This window comes from Demequina maris (genome assembly GCF_000971155.1).
Taxonomy (GTDB): Bacteria; Actinomycetota; Actinomycetes; order Actinomycetales; family Demequinaceae; genus Demequina; species Demequina maris.
On sequence record NZ_BBLX01000007.1, the window covers coordinates 42,198 to 59,009 of the forward strand.

Below are 16,812 nucleotides of genomic sequence, written 5' to 3' on the forward strand. Positions count from 1 at the left end.
ATCGTGCCTGGTCGCGCGGGCCGGGCGCGCGCTCGTACGCCGGTTCGTGCGGTCGGAAGGGGTCCGGCGGGGGTCCGGGGACAGCAGAAGGACCGGCCCCCGAGGGGAGCCGGGCCTTCCGGTGACGGTCGGGCCGCCTAGTCCTTCTTGGTCGTGACCTCGGGGTCCTCGCCGATCGGCTCGCCCACGACCTCGTCGCGGTCGATGCCCTCGAACGTGAACTCGCCGAGGATGCCCTCGCCCTGCGCGTCCACCCGGATGATCTGGCCCGAGGTGACCTCGCCGAAGAGGATCTTCTCCGACAGCGGGTCCTCGATCTCGCGCTGGAGGGCGCGGCGCAGCGGTCGCGCACCAAGGACGGGGTCGTAGCCCTTCTCCGCGAGCAGCTGCTTGGCCGCCGTGGTGAGCTCGATGCCCATGTCCTTGTCCTTCATGCGCTCGTCGAGGCGGGCGACCATGAGGTCCACGATCTGGATGATCTCGGCCTGCGTGAGCTGCGGGAACACCACCACGTTGTCGACGCGGTTGAGGAACTCCGGCTTGAAGTGCTCCTTCAGCTTGCCGTTGACCAGCTTGACCATGTCCTCGTAGGTGTGGCCGCCCTCCTTGATCGCGGAGAAGCCCGTGGCCTGACGACGCGAGATCGCGTCGGCACCGAGGTTGGTGGTCATGATGATGATCGTGTTCTTGAAGTTGACCTCGCGACCCTGCGCATCCGTCAGCTTGCCGTCCTCCAGGATCTGGAGCAGCGAGTTGAAGATGTCGGGGTGGGCCTTCTCGACCTCGTCGAAGAGCACGACGGAGAACGGCTTGCGACGCACCTTCTCGGTGAGCTGGCCGCCCTCCTCGAAGCCGACGTAGCCGGGAGGCGCACCGAAGAGGCGGGCCACCGTGTGCTTCTCGCCGTACTCGGACATGTCGAGCGAGATCAGCGCCTCCTCGTCCCCGAAGAGGAACTCGGCGAGCGCCTTGGCGAGCTCGGTCTTACCCACACCGGTCGGGCCGGCGAAGATGAACGAGCCGCCGGGACGCTTCGGGTCCTTCAGGCCGGCACGGGTGCGGCGGATCGACTGCGACAGGACCTTGATGGCCTGCTCCTGGCCGATGATGCGCTTGTGCAGCTCCGACTCCATGTGGAGCAGGCGCGAGGACTCGTCGGACGACACGCGCGTGACGGGCACGCCGGTCGACATCGAGAGCACCTCGGCGATCAGGTCCTCGTCCACGACCGCGGCCACGTCGAGGTCGCCCGACTTCCAGGCCTCCTCCTTGCGCGAGCGCTCCTCGGAGAGGCGGCGCTCCACGTCGCGGAGGTTCGCGGCCTTCTCGAAGTCCTGCTCGTCGATCGCGGACTCCTTGTCGCGGCGCACGCCCGCGATCTTGTCGTCCAGCTCCTTGAGCTCTGGCGGCGACGTCATGCGACGGATGCGCAGGCGCGCGCCCGCCTCGTCGATGAGGTCGATCGCCTTGTCCGGAAGGAAGCGGTCGGAGATGTAGCGGTCCGCCATGGTCGCGGCGGCCACGATCGCGTCGTCCGTGATGGTGACGCGGTGGAACGCCTCGTAGCGGTCGCGCAGACCCTTGAGGATCTCGATGGCGTGCGACAGCTCCGGCTCCGGCACCTGGATGGGCTGGAAGCGGCGCTCGAGCGCGGGGTCCTTCTCGACGTGCTTGCGGTACTCGTCGAGCGTGGTCGCGCCGATGGTCTGCAGCTCGCCGCGCGCGAGCATCGGCTTGAGGATCGAGGCCGCGTCGATCGCGCCCTCGGCCGCGCCGGCACCCACGAGCGTGTGGATCTCGTCGATGAACAGGATGATGTCGCCGCGCGTGCGGATCTCCTTGAGCACCTTCTTGAGGCGCTCCTCGAAGTCACCGCGGTAGCGGGAGCCCGCGACCAGCGAGCCGAGGTCCAGCGTGTAGAGGTGCTTGTCCTTGAGGGTCTCGGGCACGTCGCCGCGCACGATCGCCTGGGCCAGGCCCTCGACCACGGCAGTCTTGCCGACGCCGGGCTCGCCGATGAGGACGGGGTTGTTCTTGGTGCGGCGCGACAGGACCTGCATCACGCGCTCCATGATGAGCTCGCGGCCCACGACGGGGTCGAGCTTGCCCTCGCGCGCGGCCTGCGTGAAGTTGCGGCCGAACTGGTCGAGCACGGTCGAGCCCGCGGGCTGACCCTCCTGGGGGCCGCCGCCGGACGTCACCGGCTCCTTGCCCTCGTAGCCCGACAGCAGCTGGATGACCTGCTGGCGCACGCCGCCGAGGTCCGCGCCCAGCTTGCCCAGCACCTGCGCCGCCACGCCCTCGCCCTCACGGATGAGGCCGAGCAGGATGTGCTCGGTGCCGATGTAGTTGTGGCCCAGCTGCAGCGCCTCGCGCAGGGACAGCTCGAGGACCTTCTTCGCGCGCGGGGTGAAGGGGATGTGCCCGGACGGGGCGTGCGAGCCCTCGCCGATGATCTCCTGCACCTGCTCGCGGACGCCGTTGAGGGAGATGTCCATCGCCTCGAGGGCCTTCGCGGCCACGCCTTCGCCCTCGCGCACCAGGCCGAGCAGGATGTGCTCGGTGCCGATGTAGTTGTGGTTGAGCATGCGCGCCTCTTCCTGGGCGAGCACCACCACGCGACGGGCTCGATCGGTGAACCGTTCGAACATGTCAGCCTCCCTTGATTCGTCCGGCCGGGGCCGGGGTCGCGGCGGTCGCCCACCGCGGGTGCTTCCAGGCTAACCGCGGGCCCCCCGCCCGAATGCCCGTGTTCGCCAGGGGCGTGACGCTTGTTACCGGCCCGAAACAGGGGCCGCGGGGACGATGCGGCGGGCGGGCGGCGGAGGGTCAGGCCTCGAGGAGGATCGTGATGGGGCCGTCGTTGACGAGCGCGACGTCCATGTGCGCGCCGAACACCCCGGTACCGACGGACAGCCCGCGCGCCCGCAGCGCCTCGACCACGGACTCCACGAGCGGCTCCGCGACCGGGCCAGGTGCGGCGCCGTTCCACGACGGCCGGCGGCCCTTCCTGGTGTCCGCGTACAGGGTGAACTGCGAGACTACGATGACGGGCGCGTCCACGTCGGACACGCTCTTCTCGTCCGCCAGTATGCGCAGCTCCGCGATCTTGCGGGCGATGGTCTGCACCTGCTCGGGGCCGTCGCCGTGGGTGACGCCCACGAGCGCGACGATGCCCTGCCGGTCGAACGAGGCCGTGACGGCGCCGTCGACCGTCACCGACGCGCTCGAGGCGCGCTGGAGGACCGCCTTCACCCGCGGGTCACCAGCCGCCGGTGGAACGGCCGCGCTGGCCGCCGCCGGAGCCGTAGCCGCCGCCGAGCTTGGGGCGCACGTCCACGAAGTAGACGATGACCCCGACGATCGCGGCGATGCCGAGAATGCCGCCGACGCCCCCGCCGGTGCCCAGCGGCCAGGGGAGCGACACGAACGCGATGATCGTGGCGACGCCGAGGATGACGAGCCAGATGGTCTTCGACCACTTGCCCGCGGCGGTGAACGCGCCCTCGGGGCGGCGGAAGGCGTCGATGAGGCCCCACACGGCGCCGACGAACGCGGCGAGCGAGATGAGCAGCACCACGGTGTTCTGCAGGAAGCCGAACATGCGGGATTACCTCCGAAGGATCGATCGGGCACCTACGCTAGCGCAGCGCGGTGCGCGGGCATCAGCCGGGCAGGTCGCCGCCGTCGGCGGCGCAGCCCTTGCCCATCAGCAGGCCCTTCATGGTCGGGCCGGGCTTGGGCGGGCGGTCGGCGGAGAAGCCGTCCGCGTTCACGACGAGCTCCTGGGCCGCCGCGACGGGGCCGCCGTCGGTGGGGACGGTGAGGGTCGCCGCGGGATCCGTCGAGCGCTTGAGGACCGCCAGCGCGATCGGGCCGAGCTCGTGGTGGCGCGCCACGGACGTGACGCGGCCCGCGACGGCGCCGTCCGCGAGGTGCACGTCGACGCCGGGCTCGGGCAGCTCGTGGCCGGAGCCGTCGAGGTGGAGCATCGTGAGGCGGCGCGGCGGGCGGCCCACGTTGTGGACCTTCGCGACGGTCTCCTGCCCGCGGTAGCAGCCCTTGTGCAGGTGGACCGCGGTGCGCAGCCAGTCGAGCTCGTGGGGGAGCGAGTGGTCGTCGATCTCGCGGCCGGCGCGGGGACGATGCGCGGCGATCCGGACCGCCTCGGTCGCCCACGTGCCCACGAGGGTCCAGCCGGCGTCGACGCGCGCCTGGACCTCGGCGTCGAGCGACGCGCGGGGCACGAGCACGAGGCGCCAGGGGCGCACCGCGTCGGACAGCGCGGACGGGTCGGCGGAGTAGGACGTGCCGCCGGCGGTGACGCCGGGCCACGGGTCGACCCAGGTGACGGGCTCGCCGTCGGCCGCGGGACGGGAGACGGCCTCGCCGATCGCCGCCCACTCGGCCGTCGCATCGTGCACCTCGACGCGCAGCATGAAGCGCATGCGGTCGAGGAACGCGGCCAGCGTCGGCGCGGTCTCGGAGATCAGCCACGCGGTGGTGCCGTCGTCGACCAGGCCGGCCACGTGCTCGACGCGGCCCTGGGGCGACAGGATCATCAGCTCGGCGGACTCGCCGGGCGCCAGGCTCGCGACCTGCTGCGTGCACAGCGAGTCGAGCCACGTGAGCCGGTCGGGGCCGGTGACGGTGACGATGCCGAGCTGGGACTGGTCGGCGACGGCGCGGCCGGCCTCGAGGGCGCGCTGCTCCGCGGTCGGGTCGCCGTAGTGCCAGGCGACGCCCGCGTCGGGGCCGACGCCCACGACGGCGCCGTGGCGGTCGAGAAGAGGGGAGGTCATGTTCCGTGAACGCGCGGGCGCGGCGTCAGGATTCCGTGTCGGGCGCGATGGTCTCGGCGCCGTCGGGAACCTCGGGCCCCTCGACGCGCGACAGGCGGCCGCTCGCGTACGACTGGAGGTCCTGTCCGAAGGCCTTGAGGTCCCACGCCCACATGAGCTCGCCGCCGACGTTGCCGTACATGCGGGTCGCGGCGCGCACGTCGGGGCCGGACTCGGTGGCGGCGGCGAAGCGGCTCGCGAGGTCGATGCGGCCGTTGCCGACCGCGCCGAAGAACGCGGTGAGCAGTCCCGAGGCGTCCGCGAGGACCACCTCGAGCGGGTGCTGGTTCTCGCCGAGCTCGACGCCCTCGGGGGCGGTCGGCGCGACGCGCCAGAAGCCCGACTCGGTGGACCACACCTGGCCCACCTCGCCGTCGGGACCCATGAGCGTGATGGTGGCCGTATAGGAGAGGTACGGGCCGCCGTCGTGGTCGAACACCACGCGCTGGCGGAAGTCCGCGGTCTCGATCCCCGGGTACTCGAGGACGCCGTGGCCCTCCCAGGTGCCCACCACCCACGCGAGCGGGTAGAGCTCGGGGGCGAGGTCGGACGGGATGACGAACGTCACCGCTTGGGGCCCTTTACCAGGCGGAAGGCGACGATGCCGGAGATCCAGGCGGTCGCGCCGAACGCGAGGACGGCGAGCACGGTGAAGGTGACCTCGAGAGCAGTCATGACCCGAGTCTATGCCGGGACCGAGGTCCCGATCCACGCCCCGCGCGGACGATGCGCACGCTCAGTAGACGAGCGCGGTCGCCTCGGGGGCGGTGGCCTCGGCGACGAAGGCCGCGGCGCCGGCGATCCGTGCCCCGGGCAGCAGGTCGGCCTCCGTGATCTCGCGGCGCGCGGCGCACTGCGCGCACACGGTCAGCGTGCCGCCGCTCGCGAGGACGGAGTCGCGCAGCGCGGACAGAGGCGGCGAGTGGGGGATCACCACGTCCTCGGCGCCGAGCAGCGCATGCAGGGTCGCGTCGCCGGTGAGCCACACGCTGACGTCCAGCCCGGACGCGGCGCCGGTGGCCGCGACCGTGAAGGCCTGCATGAGCGTCTCCGTGCGCTCGGTGCCGCACGTGACCTTGACGACGAGCGCGGCCATGTCAGGCGGCGGTGCGGGTGGTGGCGCGCTTGAACAGCAGGTAGATCTCGCAGCCCAGGCACAGGTTGAACACGCTGTTGAGGAACGAGGCGAACGTCACGAAGCCGGTGAAGATGAAGAAGCCGGTGTCGAAGCCCAGCAGGCCCGAGGCCACGGCGAGGATGGAGAACGTGGTGCCCATCTGCTGCGCGAAGCGCGGCGGGCGGAACGACTCGGTCTCCGTGGGCGGGTCGAGGCGGGGGCGCACGGCCTTGCGGAACACCCAACCCTGGAGCGTCGCCTGCGGGCCGATGATCGCGCCCGGGATGAACAGCAGCAGCAGCACGGCCATGATGGTGATGCCTACGGCGTTGGCGCCCGCGAGCAGCGCCGAGACCGAGAATGCGAGCTGCCAGAACGCGCTGAACCGGGGTCCGCGCGGGTCGATCTGGATGTCCTTCATGGGGGCTCCCTCCCTCGTGCTGAAGTCTACGGCCACCGGCCGTCGGCCCCGCTAGATCGTGTAGTCGGTGCCCGTGCGCGGCACGCCGGCGAGCGCGTCCCTCGCCTGCTGCTCGCTCGGGGCGCCGGAGATCCGCGAGACCACCACGCCGTCGCCGTCGAGCAGCAGGATCGTGGGCGTGCGCATGATCTCGAGCTCGCGCGCGAGGTCGAGCCGCTCGGCGGCGTCGATCTCGATGTGGACCACGCGCGGGTCCTCCTCCGCGATGCGGCGCAGCAGCTGGGCCGTGGGCGGGCACTTGGCGCACATGGGTGTCGAGAACTGCACGAAGGTGGCGTGGTAGCCGCGCTTGGCTCCCAGCGTGGCGGAGGACAGCGCGCCCGCGCGCTCGACCTCACGGACGACGCCCTGACGTTGCCGCCACCACAGCGCGGCGCCGGTCGCCACCGCGAGGATCGCGACGACGATGATGATGCGGAGCAGCACGGGGACCTCCGGTTGACCTCAGCCGACGAGCAGTCGTCCGCCAATGTAGACGAGCGCGCCCGCTCCGAGAACAGGGGCGACCGCCGAGGAGATTCCCGGAAGCCAGCCCTTGAGCTTCGGCTCGCGGCGACGGAGCTCCTGGAGGAGGGTCACGATCGCGGCGCACAGCAGGCCGACGCCGCCGCCCGCCCACCACGGCAGCTCGGGGAACAGCGCGCCGGTGCCGATGCCGGACAGGGTGCCGAGCGTGAGCGCGAGGATCGAGTTGACGCCCGAGCTGCGGGTCATGACGGAGACGATCGCGGACACGGCGAGCGCGACGCCGCCCGTGACGACGAGGTCCTCCGCGCCGTGGGTGCGCGAGGCCGCCACCCAGGCCGCCCCCGAGGCCACCACGATCGCGCCCGCGCACGTGGCCGCGACCGACGTCACGGCGCGTCCGCGCGAGCTGGGCCAGAACACCTCGGCCACGAGCGCGGCGATCACCATGAGCGCCACCGCGATCACCATGTGGCGCAGGTGCGGGGCGGTGCGGCCGACCACGACGGCCACGAGCGCGAGCACGCCGCCGGCGATGAGGATCACCGAGGCGGTGCGCTTCCGGGAGGCGCGCAGGAGCGAGGGCCAACCCATCGCGAGCAGCACCGTCAGGCCGAGGACCACGACCGCCAGATAGCGCGTGCCGAGGAAGCCGCCGACGGCGACGAACGCGGCTGCGGCGGCGCTGATGGTCGCCCTGGTCGTGGGAAGCATGGGCGTTAGTGTCTCAGACCTGGCACCGCTAGAGTGAAGCGCAATCGGAGGTGGCGATGGCAGACCTGCTCGTGCTCACGCCGTCGGGAGACGGCGCGGCCGACGTCCTGCCTGCCCTCGCGCTCCTGTCGCATCGGACCCGTGTGGTCGCCCCCGAGCCGTCCGCGATGCTCGACGCGATGGACGCGGATGTGCTGGTCGTCGACGCCCGCACGGACCTCGTCGAGGCGCGCAACAACTGCAACCTGGTCCAGGTGACCGGCGTCGCGGTGCCGCTGCTGCTGGTCCTCCGCGAGGGCGGCATGTCGATCGTCAACGCCGACTGGGGCGCCGCGGACGTGGTCCTCGCCGACGCGTCCCCCGCGGAGGTCGAGGCCCGCATCCGCCTGCTGATCGGCCGCGCGAACGCCGCGGACCCGCTCGACCGGGTCGCCGAGTTCTCCTCGGGCGACCTCACCGTCGACGTGGGCGGCTACACCGCCCGCCTCAAGGGCGTGCCGCTGGACCTCACGTACAAGGAGTTCGAGCTCCTCAAGTACCTCATGCAGCACCCGGGCCGCGTCTACACGCGCGACCAGCTGCTGCAGGAGGTGTGGGGCTTCGACTACTACGGCGGCACCCGCACGGTCGACGTCCACGTGCGTCGCCTGCGCGCCAAGCTCGGCGCCGAGCACGAGCAGCTCATCGGCACCGTGCGCAACGTCGGCTACCGCTTCGACCCGCCGCAGCCGCAGCGCACCGGCGTCCAGGAGACCGTCTAGTCGCTCGGGCCGCACCGATAGGATTGGGCGCGTCCCCGCCTCGTCCCGATCAGGAGCGTCATGACGTCCAAGCCCGCCTCCCGTCTCTTCTCCCGGCTGACGCCGTCGACGGAGCGCACGCTCGTCGACGTGCTGCGCACGGAGCGGGCCGGCGGCATCCTCCTGCTCATCGGCACGGTGGCGGCGCTGATCTTCGCGAACACCGGCCTGCAGGGCTTCTACGAGAACCTCAGCGAGTTCACGATCGGCCCGCACGCGCTGCACCTCGACCTGTCGATCGCGGACTGGGCGAAGGACGGCCTGCTCGCGATCTTCTTCTTCGTGGTGGGCCTCGAGCTCAAGCGCGAGATCGTCGCGGGCGAGCTGCGCAAGCCGTCGACCGCCATCGTCCCGATCGTCGCCGCGGTGGGCGGAATGGCCGTCCCCGCGCTGCTCTACGTGCTGTCCAACCTCGGCCCCGACGGCTCGCTGCAGGGCTGGGCCGTCCCGACCGCGACCGACATCGCGTTCGCGATCGCGGTGCTCGCGGTCGTCGGCAAGTGGCTGCCGAACGCGCTGCGCGCGTTCCTGCTCACGCTCGCGGTGGTCGACGACCTCCTCGCGATCATCATCATCGCGGTCTTCTTCTCGTCGGACCTCAACTTCCTGTGGCTCGGCGCGGCCATCCTGTGCATCGTCGCCTTCGGCCTGCTCATCCGGAAGGGCTGGGCCAGCCCGTTCCTGCTGTTCCCGATCGCGTTCGCCGCGTGGGCGTTCATGCACGCCTCGGGCATCCACGCCACCATCGCGGGCGTCGCGCTCGGCATGATGGTCCCGGCCGTGGCCCGGGCCGGCGAGCGCACCTCGCTCGCCGAGCACTGGGAGCACGTGTGGCGCCCGGTGTCCGCCGCCGTCGCGGTGCCGATCTTCGCGTTCTTCGCGGCCGGCGTCACCATCAACGCGGACGCCGTCTCGGAGCTCGTCACGAGCCCCGTCGCGCACGGCGTGATCCTCGGCCTCGTCGTGGGCAAGCCGCTCGGCATCGTGCTCGCGACGTGGCTCGTGGCGACGTTCACGCGCGCCCAGCTCGACCGCGGCCTGTCGTGGCTCGACGTCACCGGCATGGGCATGCTCGCGGGCATCGGCTTCACGGTGTCGCTGCTCATCGGCGACCTCGCCTTCGGCGGGGAGAACGCCGAGGTGGTCAAGCTGTCCGTGCTCACGGCCTCGGTGCTCGCCGCGGCGCTCGGCGCGGGCCTGCTCGGCGCGCGCGACCGCTTCTACCGCAAGCTGTACGAGCGTCGCTCGACGCCGGTGCCGCTCCCGGCGAACCGCATGGCCAAGCCGCACGAGCTCGGCAAGACCGTGGGCGTCGACCCCGACGAGGTCGGCATCGAGGAGTCGCCGGAGGAGCTCGAGAAGGGTCACTGACCCCCGCATCGTCCCCGCGGCCTCCCGCTGCGGGGAAGTGAGCGACGGTTCTGCGAGGTTCTGGACTCCTGCGGGGAGCTGAGCGACGTCCCCGCTAGTCGCCCCGCACCTTCGCGCCCGGCGCGGTCGGGCACAGCGCGGCGATCTCGCAGCTGCCGCAGTCGGGCTTGCGTGCCATGCAGCGCCGACGCCCGTGGAAGATCACGCGGTGCGACCACAGCGTCCACTCGCGCCGCTCGATGAGCGCCATGAGGTCGCGCTCGACCACCACGGGGTCGTCGTTGACGGTCAGCCCGAGGCGTCGCGCGAGCCGGCCCATGTGGGTGTCGACGGTGATGCCGGGGACGTCGAACGCGTTGCCGAGCACCACGTTGGCGGTCTTGCGGCCCACGCCGCGCAGCGTCACGAGGTCGCGCTGGCGGCCCGGCACATCGCCGTCGTAGCGCTCGACGAGGTCGCGGCTGAGCCCCAGGAGCGACTCCGCCTTCGCCCGGAAGAACCCCGTGGGGCGGATGAGCGCCTCGAGCTCGTCGCGGTCGGCGCCCGCCATGGCCGCCGCGTCGGGGTAGCGCGCGAACAGCGCGGGCGTGACCTGGTTGACCCGCACGTCCGTGCACTGCGCGCTCAGCACCGTCGCCACGAGCAGCTCGAAGGGGTCGCGGTAGTCCAGCTCGCAGTGCGCGTCCGGGTACACCTCGGCGAGCGCGCGGTTGACCGCGCGGGCGCGTCGCACCAGCGCCACCGGGGGCGTCTCCTGGGTGGACGATGCGACGGTCAGGGGGGTGCGGCCGGCCATGAGCCACACCCTAGCGATCGCTCAAGCGGCGCGGCCCCGGCGCCGATAGACGGGGGGACAGGCGCACGGGATGCGCGCGGATCGAGGGAGGTGCGAGTGACGACAGCGATCGCTGCGAACGCCATCGCCGATCTCCGGCAGCGACGCAGGGACATGCGCCGCGAGCTGGCCCGCGTCCGCTGGTGGCGCCGCCTGGTCCATGCCCGTCGCGACCTGGCCGTCGCGCTGCTCGCGCAGCCCGAGCAGCACACGTCCGCCGGGCTCGACCTCTCCTGGGAGGCGCTCGCCGCGGGCGCCCCGACCTCGACCGAGCTGGCGGCCGCCGTATGGCCCGATGCGCGGGCCTTCTCCGCCGGGTCCCTGACGGAACTGGATGAATTGGACGCGCGGCTCGGTGAGTACGAGTCCCGTGTGGCCGCCACCCTTGATAATGTGACGGCCCAGATGGTGCGTGCGCTGGCGCAGGCGCACCGTGCGGAGTCGGCGACGAAGGAGGGTTGACATGCCCGAGGCGGCCCGCGAGGAGCAGCTGCTCCGTTCGTCGCCGCTTTTCGGCGGCATGGACGCCGTGACCGCGCGTTCCCTGATCTCCCAGATGCGCCGCCGCGAGCTCTCGCGCGGCGAGAACATCTTCGTCGAGGGGGACGACGGCCACGCGTTGTACGTCGTGGTCAAGGGCAAGGTCAAGCTCGCCCGGACCGCGCGCGACGGCCGCGAGAACCTGCTCGCGCTCGTCGGCGTCGGCGACATGCTCGGCGAGCTGTCCGTCTTCGACCCGGGCCCGCGCCTGTCGCGCGCCCACACCGTCGAGGACACCGTGGTCTACGAGCTGCCCAAGCAGGTCCTGGACGTCTGGCTCGACGACCACCTGGAGATGTCGCGGCACATGCTGCGCGCGCTCGCGCAGCGCATCCGCCGCCAGTCCAACACGATGGCCGACCTGGTCTTCTCGGACGTGCCGGGCCGTGTCGCCAAGGCGATCCTGGATCTCGGCCACCGCTTCGGCCGCATGGAGCGCGGCCACGTGACCGTGCGTCACGGCCTCACGCAGGAGGAGCTCGCCCAGCTGGTGGGCGCCTCGCGCGAGACCGTGAACAAGGCGCTCGCGGACTTCGCGTCGCGCGGCTGGATCGACGTCCACATCGGCGCCGTCGAGGTCTACGAGCCCGAGCGCCTGCGCGCCCGCTCCCGCTGACCCGCCCGGGACTGCTAGTCCGACAGCCACAACGGAATCGGGGACGACACGCCGGCTGAACCGGCGCATCGTCCCCTCACGCGCGGCGTGTCGCGGCGCGTTCCGTTCGCAGTGTCGCGGGAGGCGGCTAGAGCGACCGCAGCGCGACGGTGATCTCCACCTCGACCGGCGCGCCGAGCGGCAGCGCCGCGACGCCGACGGCGGAGCGCGCGTGACGGCCGGCCTCGCCGAAGACCTCGACCATCAGGCTCGAGGCGCCGTTGAGGACCGCGGGCTGCGCGGTGAAGCCCGGCGCGGAGGCGACGAAGCCCGTCACCTTCACCACGGACTCGATGCTGTCGAGCCCGCCGGCGGCCTGCGCGGCCGCGGCGAGCGCGTTGAGGGCGCACTGGCGCGCGCATTCGACGGCGCGCTCCGGGGTCACGTCGCCGGCGCGCTGGCCCACGACGCCGACGGCGAGCAGGTCGCCGTCCGCGAGCGGCAGCTGGCCGGAGGTGTGGACCAGGTCGCCGTGGCGGCGCGCCGGCACGTAGGTGCCGACGGGCGTCGCCACCTCGGGCAGCGAGAGGCCGAGCGCGGCGAGGCGCTGGCTCGCGGACACCTCTACTTCTCCCCGGTCGGGCGCTTGAGGTAGGCGACGAGGCCGCCGGTGGGGCCGGTCACGACCTGCACGAGCTCCCAGCCGTCCTCGCCCCACTGGTCGAGGATCTGCTTGGTGACGTGGTCGATGAGCGGAACGGTCGCGTATTCCCAGGTGGTCATGCCGCCGAGCCTAGCCCGGACGGGCGGTCCCGGGAGGGCCTGGGCCGGGCTCTCAGGTGGCTCCTTTACCATTGCTCCATGCCTCGGTCCTCCTCGCGCCCCCGCACGAAGGTGACGTTCGTCCAGCTGCTCACCGCGCTGTCCCTGTTCGTCGCCCTGTCGATCATGGGCGGCTTCCTGGTCGCCGGCCTCGCTCTACCTGCGGTGACGGTCGCCGGCTCGGCCGCGAGCGGCTCCGCCGAGCTGTTCGAGGAGCTCCCCGAGGAGCTGTCCGCGGTGACGCTGCCGCAGCAGTCCAACATCTACGACCGCACCGGCAAGCACCTGCTGGCGACGTTCTACGAGCAGAACCGCGTCGTGGTCCCGCTCGAGGACATCTCGCCGTGGCTGCAGAACGCGGTGGTGTCGATCGAGGACAAGCGCTTCTGGCTCCACCACGGTGTCGACGGCGAGGGCCTCCTGCGCGCGGCCTACGTCAACCTCACGTCGCCGGACTCGCCCGGCGCCTCGACGCTCACGCAGCAGCTCGTGAAGAACACGCTGCTCCAGAAGGCGATCCTGTCGGACGACGAGGACGCGCAGGACGCCGCCACCGAGGTGTCGCTGTCCCGCAAGATCCGCGAGTGGCGCCTCGCGCTCGCGCTCGAGGAGAACCTCGACCGCGAGTACGGCGTCGAGTGCGACGAGACGAACCCCAAGGTCGACTGCGGCAAGGAGCAGGTGCTCGAGCAGTACCTCAACATCGCGCAGTTCGGCGCGAACACGTACGGTGCGGAGGCCGCGTCGCAGCTGTACTTCTCGAAGTCCGCGAAGAACCTCAACGCGATCGAGGCCGCGACCATCGCCGGCATCACGCAGAACCCGTCCAAGTGGGACCCGATCCGCTACCCGGAGAACGCGAAGGCCCGCCGCGACACCGTGCTGTTCCAGATGTACCAGCAGGAGTTCATCACCGCGGAGGAGTACGACGAGTACAGCTCGACCCCGGTGGAGGAGACCCTCAAGGTCTCCAACCCCAAGTTCTCGTGCGTGGCCGCGCAGGACGCGCCGTTCTTCTGCGACTACGTGACGAAGATCATCCGCCGCGACGACGTGTTCAACAAGGACGGCGCGGAGCTCACCGGCGCCGAGCTGCTGAGCCGCGGTGGCCTCGACGTCATCACGACGCTCGACCTCAAGAAGCAGAAGGCCGCGAACAGCGCGCTCGCGGACGCGCTTCCCGCGGACGACCCGAGCGGCTGGGCGATGGCGCTCGTCTCGCTCGACCCGGACACCGGCCAGATCCTCGCGATGGCGCAGTCGAAGACGTTCGACCCGTCTGCCGAGGAGGACGGCTCGACCGCGATCAACTACTCGGTCGACCGCGAGTGGGGCGGCTCGCGAGGCTTCTCCCCGGGCTCGACCTTCAAGCCGATCATCCTCACGGAGTGGCTCGAGAGCGGCCACTCGCTCATGCAGAACGTGAGCGGCGCCCAGAAGGCGTACACGGGTGACTCCTGGAACGCCTCGTGCCTGGGCAACCCGACCTTCTACTACGGCACGTGGTCGCCGGGCAACGTCGAGAACGCGTTCACCTACACGCAGACGGTGCTCAAGGCCACCGCGAACTCGGTCAACACCGCGTACGTCAACATGGCCAACCAGCTCGACCTGTGCGACATCCGCGACACGGCCGAGAAGCTCGGCTTCCAGCGTGCTGACGGCAACGACATCGAGGTGGTCCCCTCGATCGCGCTGGGCACCCAGAACGCGTCCCCGCTGACGATGGCGCAGGTCGCCCAGGTGTTCGCGAACGAGGGCGTGCGCTGCGACCCGATCGCGCTGCTGTCGGTCACGGACGCGGAGGGCAAGGAGCTCGAGGTCCCGCAGCAGAGCTGCGAGCGGGTCATCGACAAGGAGGTCGCCGACGGTGTCGCGTACGCGATGCAGGAGGTCATGAAGAGCGGCTCCGGCAAGTACGTCAACCTCGCCGACGGTCGCCCCGCGGCCGGCAAGACGGGCACCGCGAACAACAACACGCACACGTGGTTCATGGGCTACACCCCGAACCTCGTGGCGACGGTGTGGCTCGGCAACCCGAACGAGGACGAGCCGGGCCAGGGCATCACCCTCAACGGCACGTACTACAGCTACCTGTACGGCTCGTCGCTCGCGGCGCCCACGTGGAAGGCGTACATGGACGCCGCCACCGCGGACCTGCCCGTCAAGGGCTTCGACGACGCGGGCACCGACGTCCTCTACGGCAAGCCGGTCCCGGTGCCGTCGATCATCGGCATGACGCCGGAGGCGGCGAGCAGCGTGGTCTCGGCCGCGGGCTTCAACCTCGTGGACTCGGGCACGGAGGTCTACTCGACCGAGTACGCGCCGGGCACCATCGTGTCGCAGTCGCCGAGCGCCTACTGGAAGGCGGTGCCCGGCTCGTCGGTCAGCTACTCGGTCGCGACCGACCAGCAGCCCAAGCCGGAGCGCGACACGAACAACAACAACAACGACGGCAACAACAACAGCAACAACGGCGGCAACAACCGCGGACGGGGCAACTGACGGTGGCGCGTCGCGCGGCGGTCGCCCTGGCCGCGGCGGCGGGCGCCGGCCTCGCGTGGTCCCTCGCGGAGGCGCGCGCCTACACGCTGCGCCGCCACGAGGTGCCGATCCTGCCGCCGGGCAGCCGCCCGGTACGCGTGCTGCACCTGTCGGACCTGCACCTCACGCCCGCGCAGCGCGGCAAGGTCGCGTGGCTGCGTCGCCTCGCCCAGGAGCCGGTCGACGCGGTCATCACGACCGGTGACAACCTCGCCCACCCGGGCGCGGTGCCGACGGTCCTCGAGGCGCTCGAGCCCCTGCTGACCAAGCCCGGCGCGTTCGTGTTCGGCTCGAACGACTATCACGGGCCACTGCCCAAGAATCCGCTCGCGTACTTCGCGGGACCCTCGCGCCTGCAGGAGCGTCAGGCGCAGCTGCCCACCGAGGACCTGCGCGCGGGTCTCGCGGCCGGCGGCTGGGCGGACCTCAACAACGCGCGCGGTTCGCTCGCGGCGGCCGGGTCGGTGCTCGACCTCGTCGGTGTCGATGACCCGCACATCGGCCTGGACGTCATGCCCGCGCCAGCGGAGCGCGTCGCGGACGCGGCGGTCCGCATCGGCGTCGCCCACGCGCCGTACAAGCGCGTGCTCGACGAGATGGCGGCCGACGGCGCGGAGCTGATCCTCGCCGGCCACACGCACGGCGGCCAGGTGTGCGTGCCGTTCTACGGCGCGCTCGTCACCAACTGCGACCTCGACACGAGCCGCGCCAGCGGCCTGCACGGCTGGCCGGGCGTGCGCCCGGACTCGGGCGGCACCGGTGCCTACGTGCACGTGTCGGCGGGCCTGGGCACCTCGCCGTATACGCCGATCCGCTTCGCGTGCCGGCCGGAGGCGACGATCCTCACGCTCGTGCCGCGGGCGTGAGCGACGCCCGGCCGGAGCCGGGTGGGGCCGATTTCGTGTTTCGGCCTGCAGTCCGATATTCTTAGCGGGCTCAAAAAACGGGGTGTGGCGCAGCTTGGTAGCGCGCGTCGTTCGGGACGACGAGGCCGCAGGTTCAAATCCTGTCACCCCGACCATTGAGAGAAGGGCCGGATCCGTATGGATCCGGCCCTTCCTGCGTCTCCGGGGACGATGCGGCGGCGGGCTAGCCGCAGTCGATCTCCGACAGCGACCAGTCGACCTTCGGCACCCCGTCGACGATGGTGAAGTGGCCGCGCTCGTGGATCTTCACGTCGCCGTAGAAGTCGTGGAACGTCAGCGTGTGCTCGAAGACCCCGCCCGGGGTGAGCCGGTACGTGATGTTCTCGGTGAGGCGCCCGGTGACGTCCTCCATCGCCGGGTTCACGTAGTCCGTCGCGTAGGTGACGACGGCGAGGTAGTGGTAGTTCCACGCGTCGTCGCCGAGCGGCCGGAACGTCTCGTGGAAGGTCTTCACGGTGTAGGTCGTGGTGTTCGGCTCGGTGCTGCACGCATCGTCCTCGTAGTCCTCGCTGAACACGTAGCCGTGGACGACCTCGGTGCCGTTGTCCGCCGCCGCTGGCGCGGCGAACCCTAGTCCGAGGCCCACGGCGGCGATGAGCGGGAGCATCCCCCGCGCGGCTGTGATGTGCATGAGCGTCTCCTCGTCAGGTGTGCCGGGCCGGTGCGCCACGACCCGTCGAGCGTCGCGCGGGGAGGTATGCGGACGGTATCCGGCACAACCTTGTGCGGCTCCCGGGTGTTGTCCCTCCAGCGGCCCCGGC

General features: G+C 71.4%; 19 protein-coding genes and 1 tRNA gene. 7 read left to right on the forward strand and 13 right to left on the reverse strand.

What is annotated here, in order from left to right:
- Positions 1-137 precede the first annotated feature (137 nt).
- From AOM02_RS09510 to AOM02_RS09550, 9 genes are all read right to left on the reverse strand, one after another.
- The gene (locus AOM02_RS09510; protein WP_062298925.1) at positions 138-2,651 is read right to left on the reverse strand and encodes an ATP-dependent Clp protease ATP-binding subunit; all 2,514 of its coding nucleotides are present in this window, start codon (positions 2,649-2,651) and stop codon (positions 138-140) included.
- Between the two features lie 178 nt (positions 2,652-2,829).
- Complete coding sequence (gene dtd, locus AOM02_RS09515; RefSeq protein WP_062298926.1) at positions 2,830-3,255, reverse strand: D-aminoacyl-tRNA deacylase; 426 nt, start codon at positions 3,253-3,255, stop codon at positions 2,830-2,832.
- A gap of 7 nt (positions 3,256-3,262) precedes the next feature.
- Positions 3,263-3,604, reverse strand: a complete 342-nt coding sequence (locus AOM02_RS09520) for a DUF2516 family protein (RefSeq protein ID WP_062298927.1) — start codon at positions 3,602-3,604, stop codon at positions 3,263-3,265.
- A gap of 61 nt (positions 3,605-3,665) precedes the next feature.
- Positions 3,666-4,802: a CAF17-like 4Fe-4S cluster assembly/insertion protein YgfZ gene (ygfZ, locus tag AOM02_RS09525; RefSeq protein ID WP_062298928.1), complete on the reverse strand. Its 1,137-nt coding sequence runs from the start codon at positions 4,800-4,802 to the stop codon at positions 3,666-3,668.
- Positions 4,803-4,827: 25 nt separating this feature from the next.
- Positions 4,828-5,409, reverse strand: coding sequence for a heme-binding beta-barrel domain-containing protein (locus AOM02_RS09530; RefSeq protein WP_062298929.1), 582 nt, complete (start codon positions 5,407-5,409; stop codon positions 4,828-4,830).
- 168 nt (positions 5,410-5,577) lie between these two features.
- Positions 5,578-5,937, reverse strand: a complete 360-nt coding sequence (locus AOM02_RS09535) for a DsrE family protein (protein ID WP_062298930.1) — start codon at positions 5,935-5,937, stop codon at positions 5,578-5,580.
- A gap of 1 nt (position 5,938) precedes the next feature.
- Entirely contained in the window at positions 5,939-6,379 is a 441-nt protein-coding gene (locus tag AOM02_RS09540) for a DUF4395 domain-containing protein (RefSeq protein ID WP_062298931.1), read from the reverse strand.
- Positions 6,380-6,430: 51 nt separating this feature from the next.
- Positions 6,431-6,865 (reverse strand): thioredoxin family protein, encoded by a 435-nt coding sequence (locus tag AOM02_RS09545; RefSeq protein ID WP_062298932.1) that lies wholly within the window; start codon positions 6,863-6,865, stop codon positions 6,431-6,433.
- 18 nt (positions 6,866-6,883) lie between these two features.
- Entirely contained in the window at positions 6,884-7,618 is a 735-nt protein-coding gene (locus tag AOM02_RS09550; protein ID WP_062298933.1) for a hypothetical protein, read from the reverse strand.
- A gap of 56 nt (positions 7,619-7,674) precedes the next feature.
- Between AOM02_RS09550 and AOM02_RS09555 the strand changes: the two genes are divergently transcribed.
- Both AOM02_RS09555 and nhaA read left to right on the forward strand, forming a co-directional pair.
- Positions 7,675-8,379 carry a response regulator transcription factor gene (locus AOM02_RS09555; protein WP_062298934.1) on the forward strand — a complete coding sequence of 235 codons (705 nt, stop codon included), beginning with the start codon at positions 7,675-7,677 and terminating at the stop codon, positions 8,377-8,379.
- Positions 8,380-8,439: 60 nt separating this feature from the next.
- Positions 8,440-9,789 carry a Na+/H+ antiporter NhaA gene (gene nhaA, locus AOM02_RS09560; protein WP_082105010.1) on the forward strand — a complete coding sequence of 450 codons (1,350 nt, stop codon included), beginning with the start codon at positions 8,440-8,442 and terminating at the stop codon, positions 9,787-9,789.
- Positions 9,790-9,883: 94 nt separating this feature from the next.
- Here the strand turns inward: nhaA and nth are convergent, their stop codons facing one another.
- Positions 9,884-10,585 (reverse strand): endonuclease III, encoded by a 702-nt coding sequence (gene nth / locus AOM02_RS09565; protein ID WP_062298935.1) that lies wholly within the window; start codon positions 10,583-10,585, stop codon positions 9,884-9,886.
- A gap of 96 nt (positions 10,586-10,681) precedes the next feature.
- On the opposite strand from nth, the gene AOM02_RS09570 reads away from it, so the two are divergent.
- Both AOM02_RS09570 and AOM02_RS09575 read left to right on the forward strand, forming a co-directional pair.
- On the forward strand, positions 10,682-11,086 hold the full coding sequence (locus tag AOM02_RS09570; RefSeq protein WP_062298936.1) for a hypothetical protein: 405 nt from the start codon (positions 10,682-10,684) through the stop codon (positions 11,084-11,086).
- Between the two features lies 1 nt (position 11,087).
- The gene (locus AOM02_RS09575) at positions 11,088-11,780 is read left to right on the forward strand and encodes a Crp/Fnr family transcriptional regulator (protein ID WP_062298937.1); all 693 of its coding nucleotides are present in this window, start codon (positions 11,088-11,090) and stop codon (positions 11,778-11,780) included.
- A gap of 127 nt (positions 11,781-11,907) precedes the next feature.
- Here AOM02_RS09575 and AOM02_RS09580 read toward each other — a convergent pair whose 3' ends face one another.
- Together AOM02_RS09580 and sp36 are read right to left on the reverse strand one after the other, a co-directional pair.
- Positions 11,908-12,381 (reverse strand): RidA family protein, encoded by a 474-nt coding sequence (locus tag AOM02_RS09580; RefSeq protein ID WP_062298938.1) that lies wholly within the window; start codon positions 12,379-12,381, stop codon positions 11,908-11,910.
- Positions 12,382-12,383: 2 nt separating this feature from the next.
- Positions 12,384-12,542, reverse strand: coding sequence for a Sp36 family protein (gene sp36 / locus AOM02_RS14330; protein WP_074789164.1), 159 nt, complete (start codon positions 12,540-12,542; stop codon positions 12,384-12,386).
- Positions 12,543-12,620: 78 nt separating this feature from the next.
- On the opposite strand from sp36, the gene AOM02_RS09585 reads away from it, so the two are divergent.
- The 3 genes from AOM02_RS09585 to AOM02_RS09595 all read left to right on the forward strand — a co-directional run bounded on the left by AOM02_RS09585 (position 12,621) and on the right by AOM02_RS09595 (position 16,146).
- A complete protein-coding gene (locus AOM02_RS09585; RefSeq protein ID WP_082105011.1) occupies positions 12,621-15,086 on the forward strand; it encodes a penicillin-binding protein in 2,466 nt (821 codons plus the stop codon).
- Positions 15,083-15,991, forward strand: a complete 909-nt coding sequence (locus tag AOM02_RS09590; protein ID WP_062299038.1) for a metallophosphoesterase — start codon at positions 15,083-15,085, stop codon at positions 15,989-15,991. The genes AOM02_RS09585 and AOM02_RS09590 overlap by 4 nt, the downstream gene beginning before the upstream one ends.
- Positions 15,992-16,069: 78 nt before the next feature.
- Positions 16,070-16,146, forward strand: a tRNA-Pro gene (locus tag AOM02_RS09595).
- A 68-nt stretch (positions 16,147-16,214) separates the two neighbouring features.
- On the opposite strand, the gene AOM02_RS09600 is transcribed toward AOM02_RS09595, so the two are convergent.
- Positions 16,215-16,682 carry a hypothetical protein gene (locus AOM02_RS09600; protein WP_062298940.1) on the reverse strand — a complete coding sequence of 156 codons (468 nt, stop codon included), beginning with the start codon at positions 16,680-16,682 and terminating at the stop codon, positions 16,215-16,217.
- Positions 16,683-16,812: the final 130 nt, after the last annotated feature.

Bases quoted from the DNA above. Each gene is read 5' to 3' on its own strand.
- nth (WP_062298935.1), bottom strand. From the start codon at position 10,585: ATGGCCGGCCGCACCCCCCTGACCGTCGCATCGTCCACCCAGGAGACG.
- AOM02_RS09555 (WP_062298934.1), top strand. From the start codon at position 7,675: ATGGCAGACCTGCTCGTGCTCACGCCGTCGGGAGACGGCGCGGCCGAC.
- AOM02_RS09540 (WP_062298931.1), bottom strand. From the start codon at position 6,379: ATGAAGGACATCCAGATCGACCCGCGCGGACCCCGGTTCAGCGCGTTC.
- AOM02_RS09585 (WP_082105011.1), top strand. From the start codon at position 12,621: ATGCCTCGGTCCTCCTCGCGCCCCCGCACGAAGGTGACGTTCGTCCAG.
- AOM02_RS09520 (WP_062298927.1), bottom strand. From the start codon at position 3,604: ATGTTCGGCTTCCTGCAGAACACCGTGGTGCTGCTCATCTCGCTCGCC.
- AOM02_RS09600 (WP_062298940.1), bottom strand. From the start codon at position 16,682: ATGCACATCACAGCCGCGCGGGGGATGCTCCCGCTCATCGCCGCCGTG.
- nhaA (WP_082105010.1), top strand. From the start codon at position 8,440: ATGACGTCCAAGCCCGCCTCCCGTCTCTTCTCCCGGCTGACGCCGTCG.
- AOM02_RS09575 (WP_062298937.1), top strand. From the start codon at position 11,088: ATGCCCGAGGCGGCCCGCGAGGAGCAGCTGCTCCGTTCGTCGCCGCTT.
- AOM02_RS09550 (WP_062298933.1), bottom strand. From the start codon at position 7,618: ATGCTTCCCACGACCAGGGCGACCATCAGCGCCGCCGCAGCCGCGTTC.
- AOM02_RS09510 (WP_062298925.1), bottom strand. From the start codon at position 2,651: ATGTTCGAACGGTTCACCGATCGAGCCCGTCGCGTGGTGGTGCTCGCC.
- sp36 (WP_074789164.1), bottom strand. From the start codon at position 12,542: ATGACCACCTGGGAATACGCGACCGTTCCGCTCATCGACCACGTCACC.
- AOM02_RS09535 (WP_062298930.1), bottom strand. From the start codon at position 5,937: ATGGCCGCGCTCGTCGTCAAGGTCACGTGCGGCACCGAGCGCACGGAG.
- ygfZ (WP_062298928.1), bottom strand. From the start codon at position 4,802: ATGACCTCCCCTCTTCTCGACCGCCACGGCGCCGTCGTGGGCGTCGGC.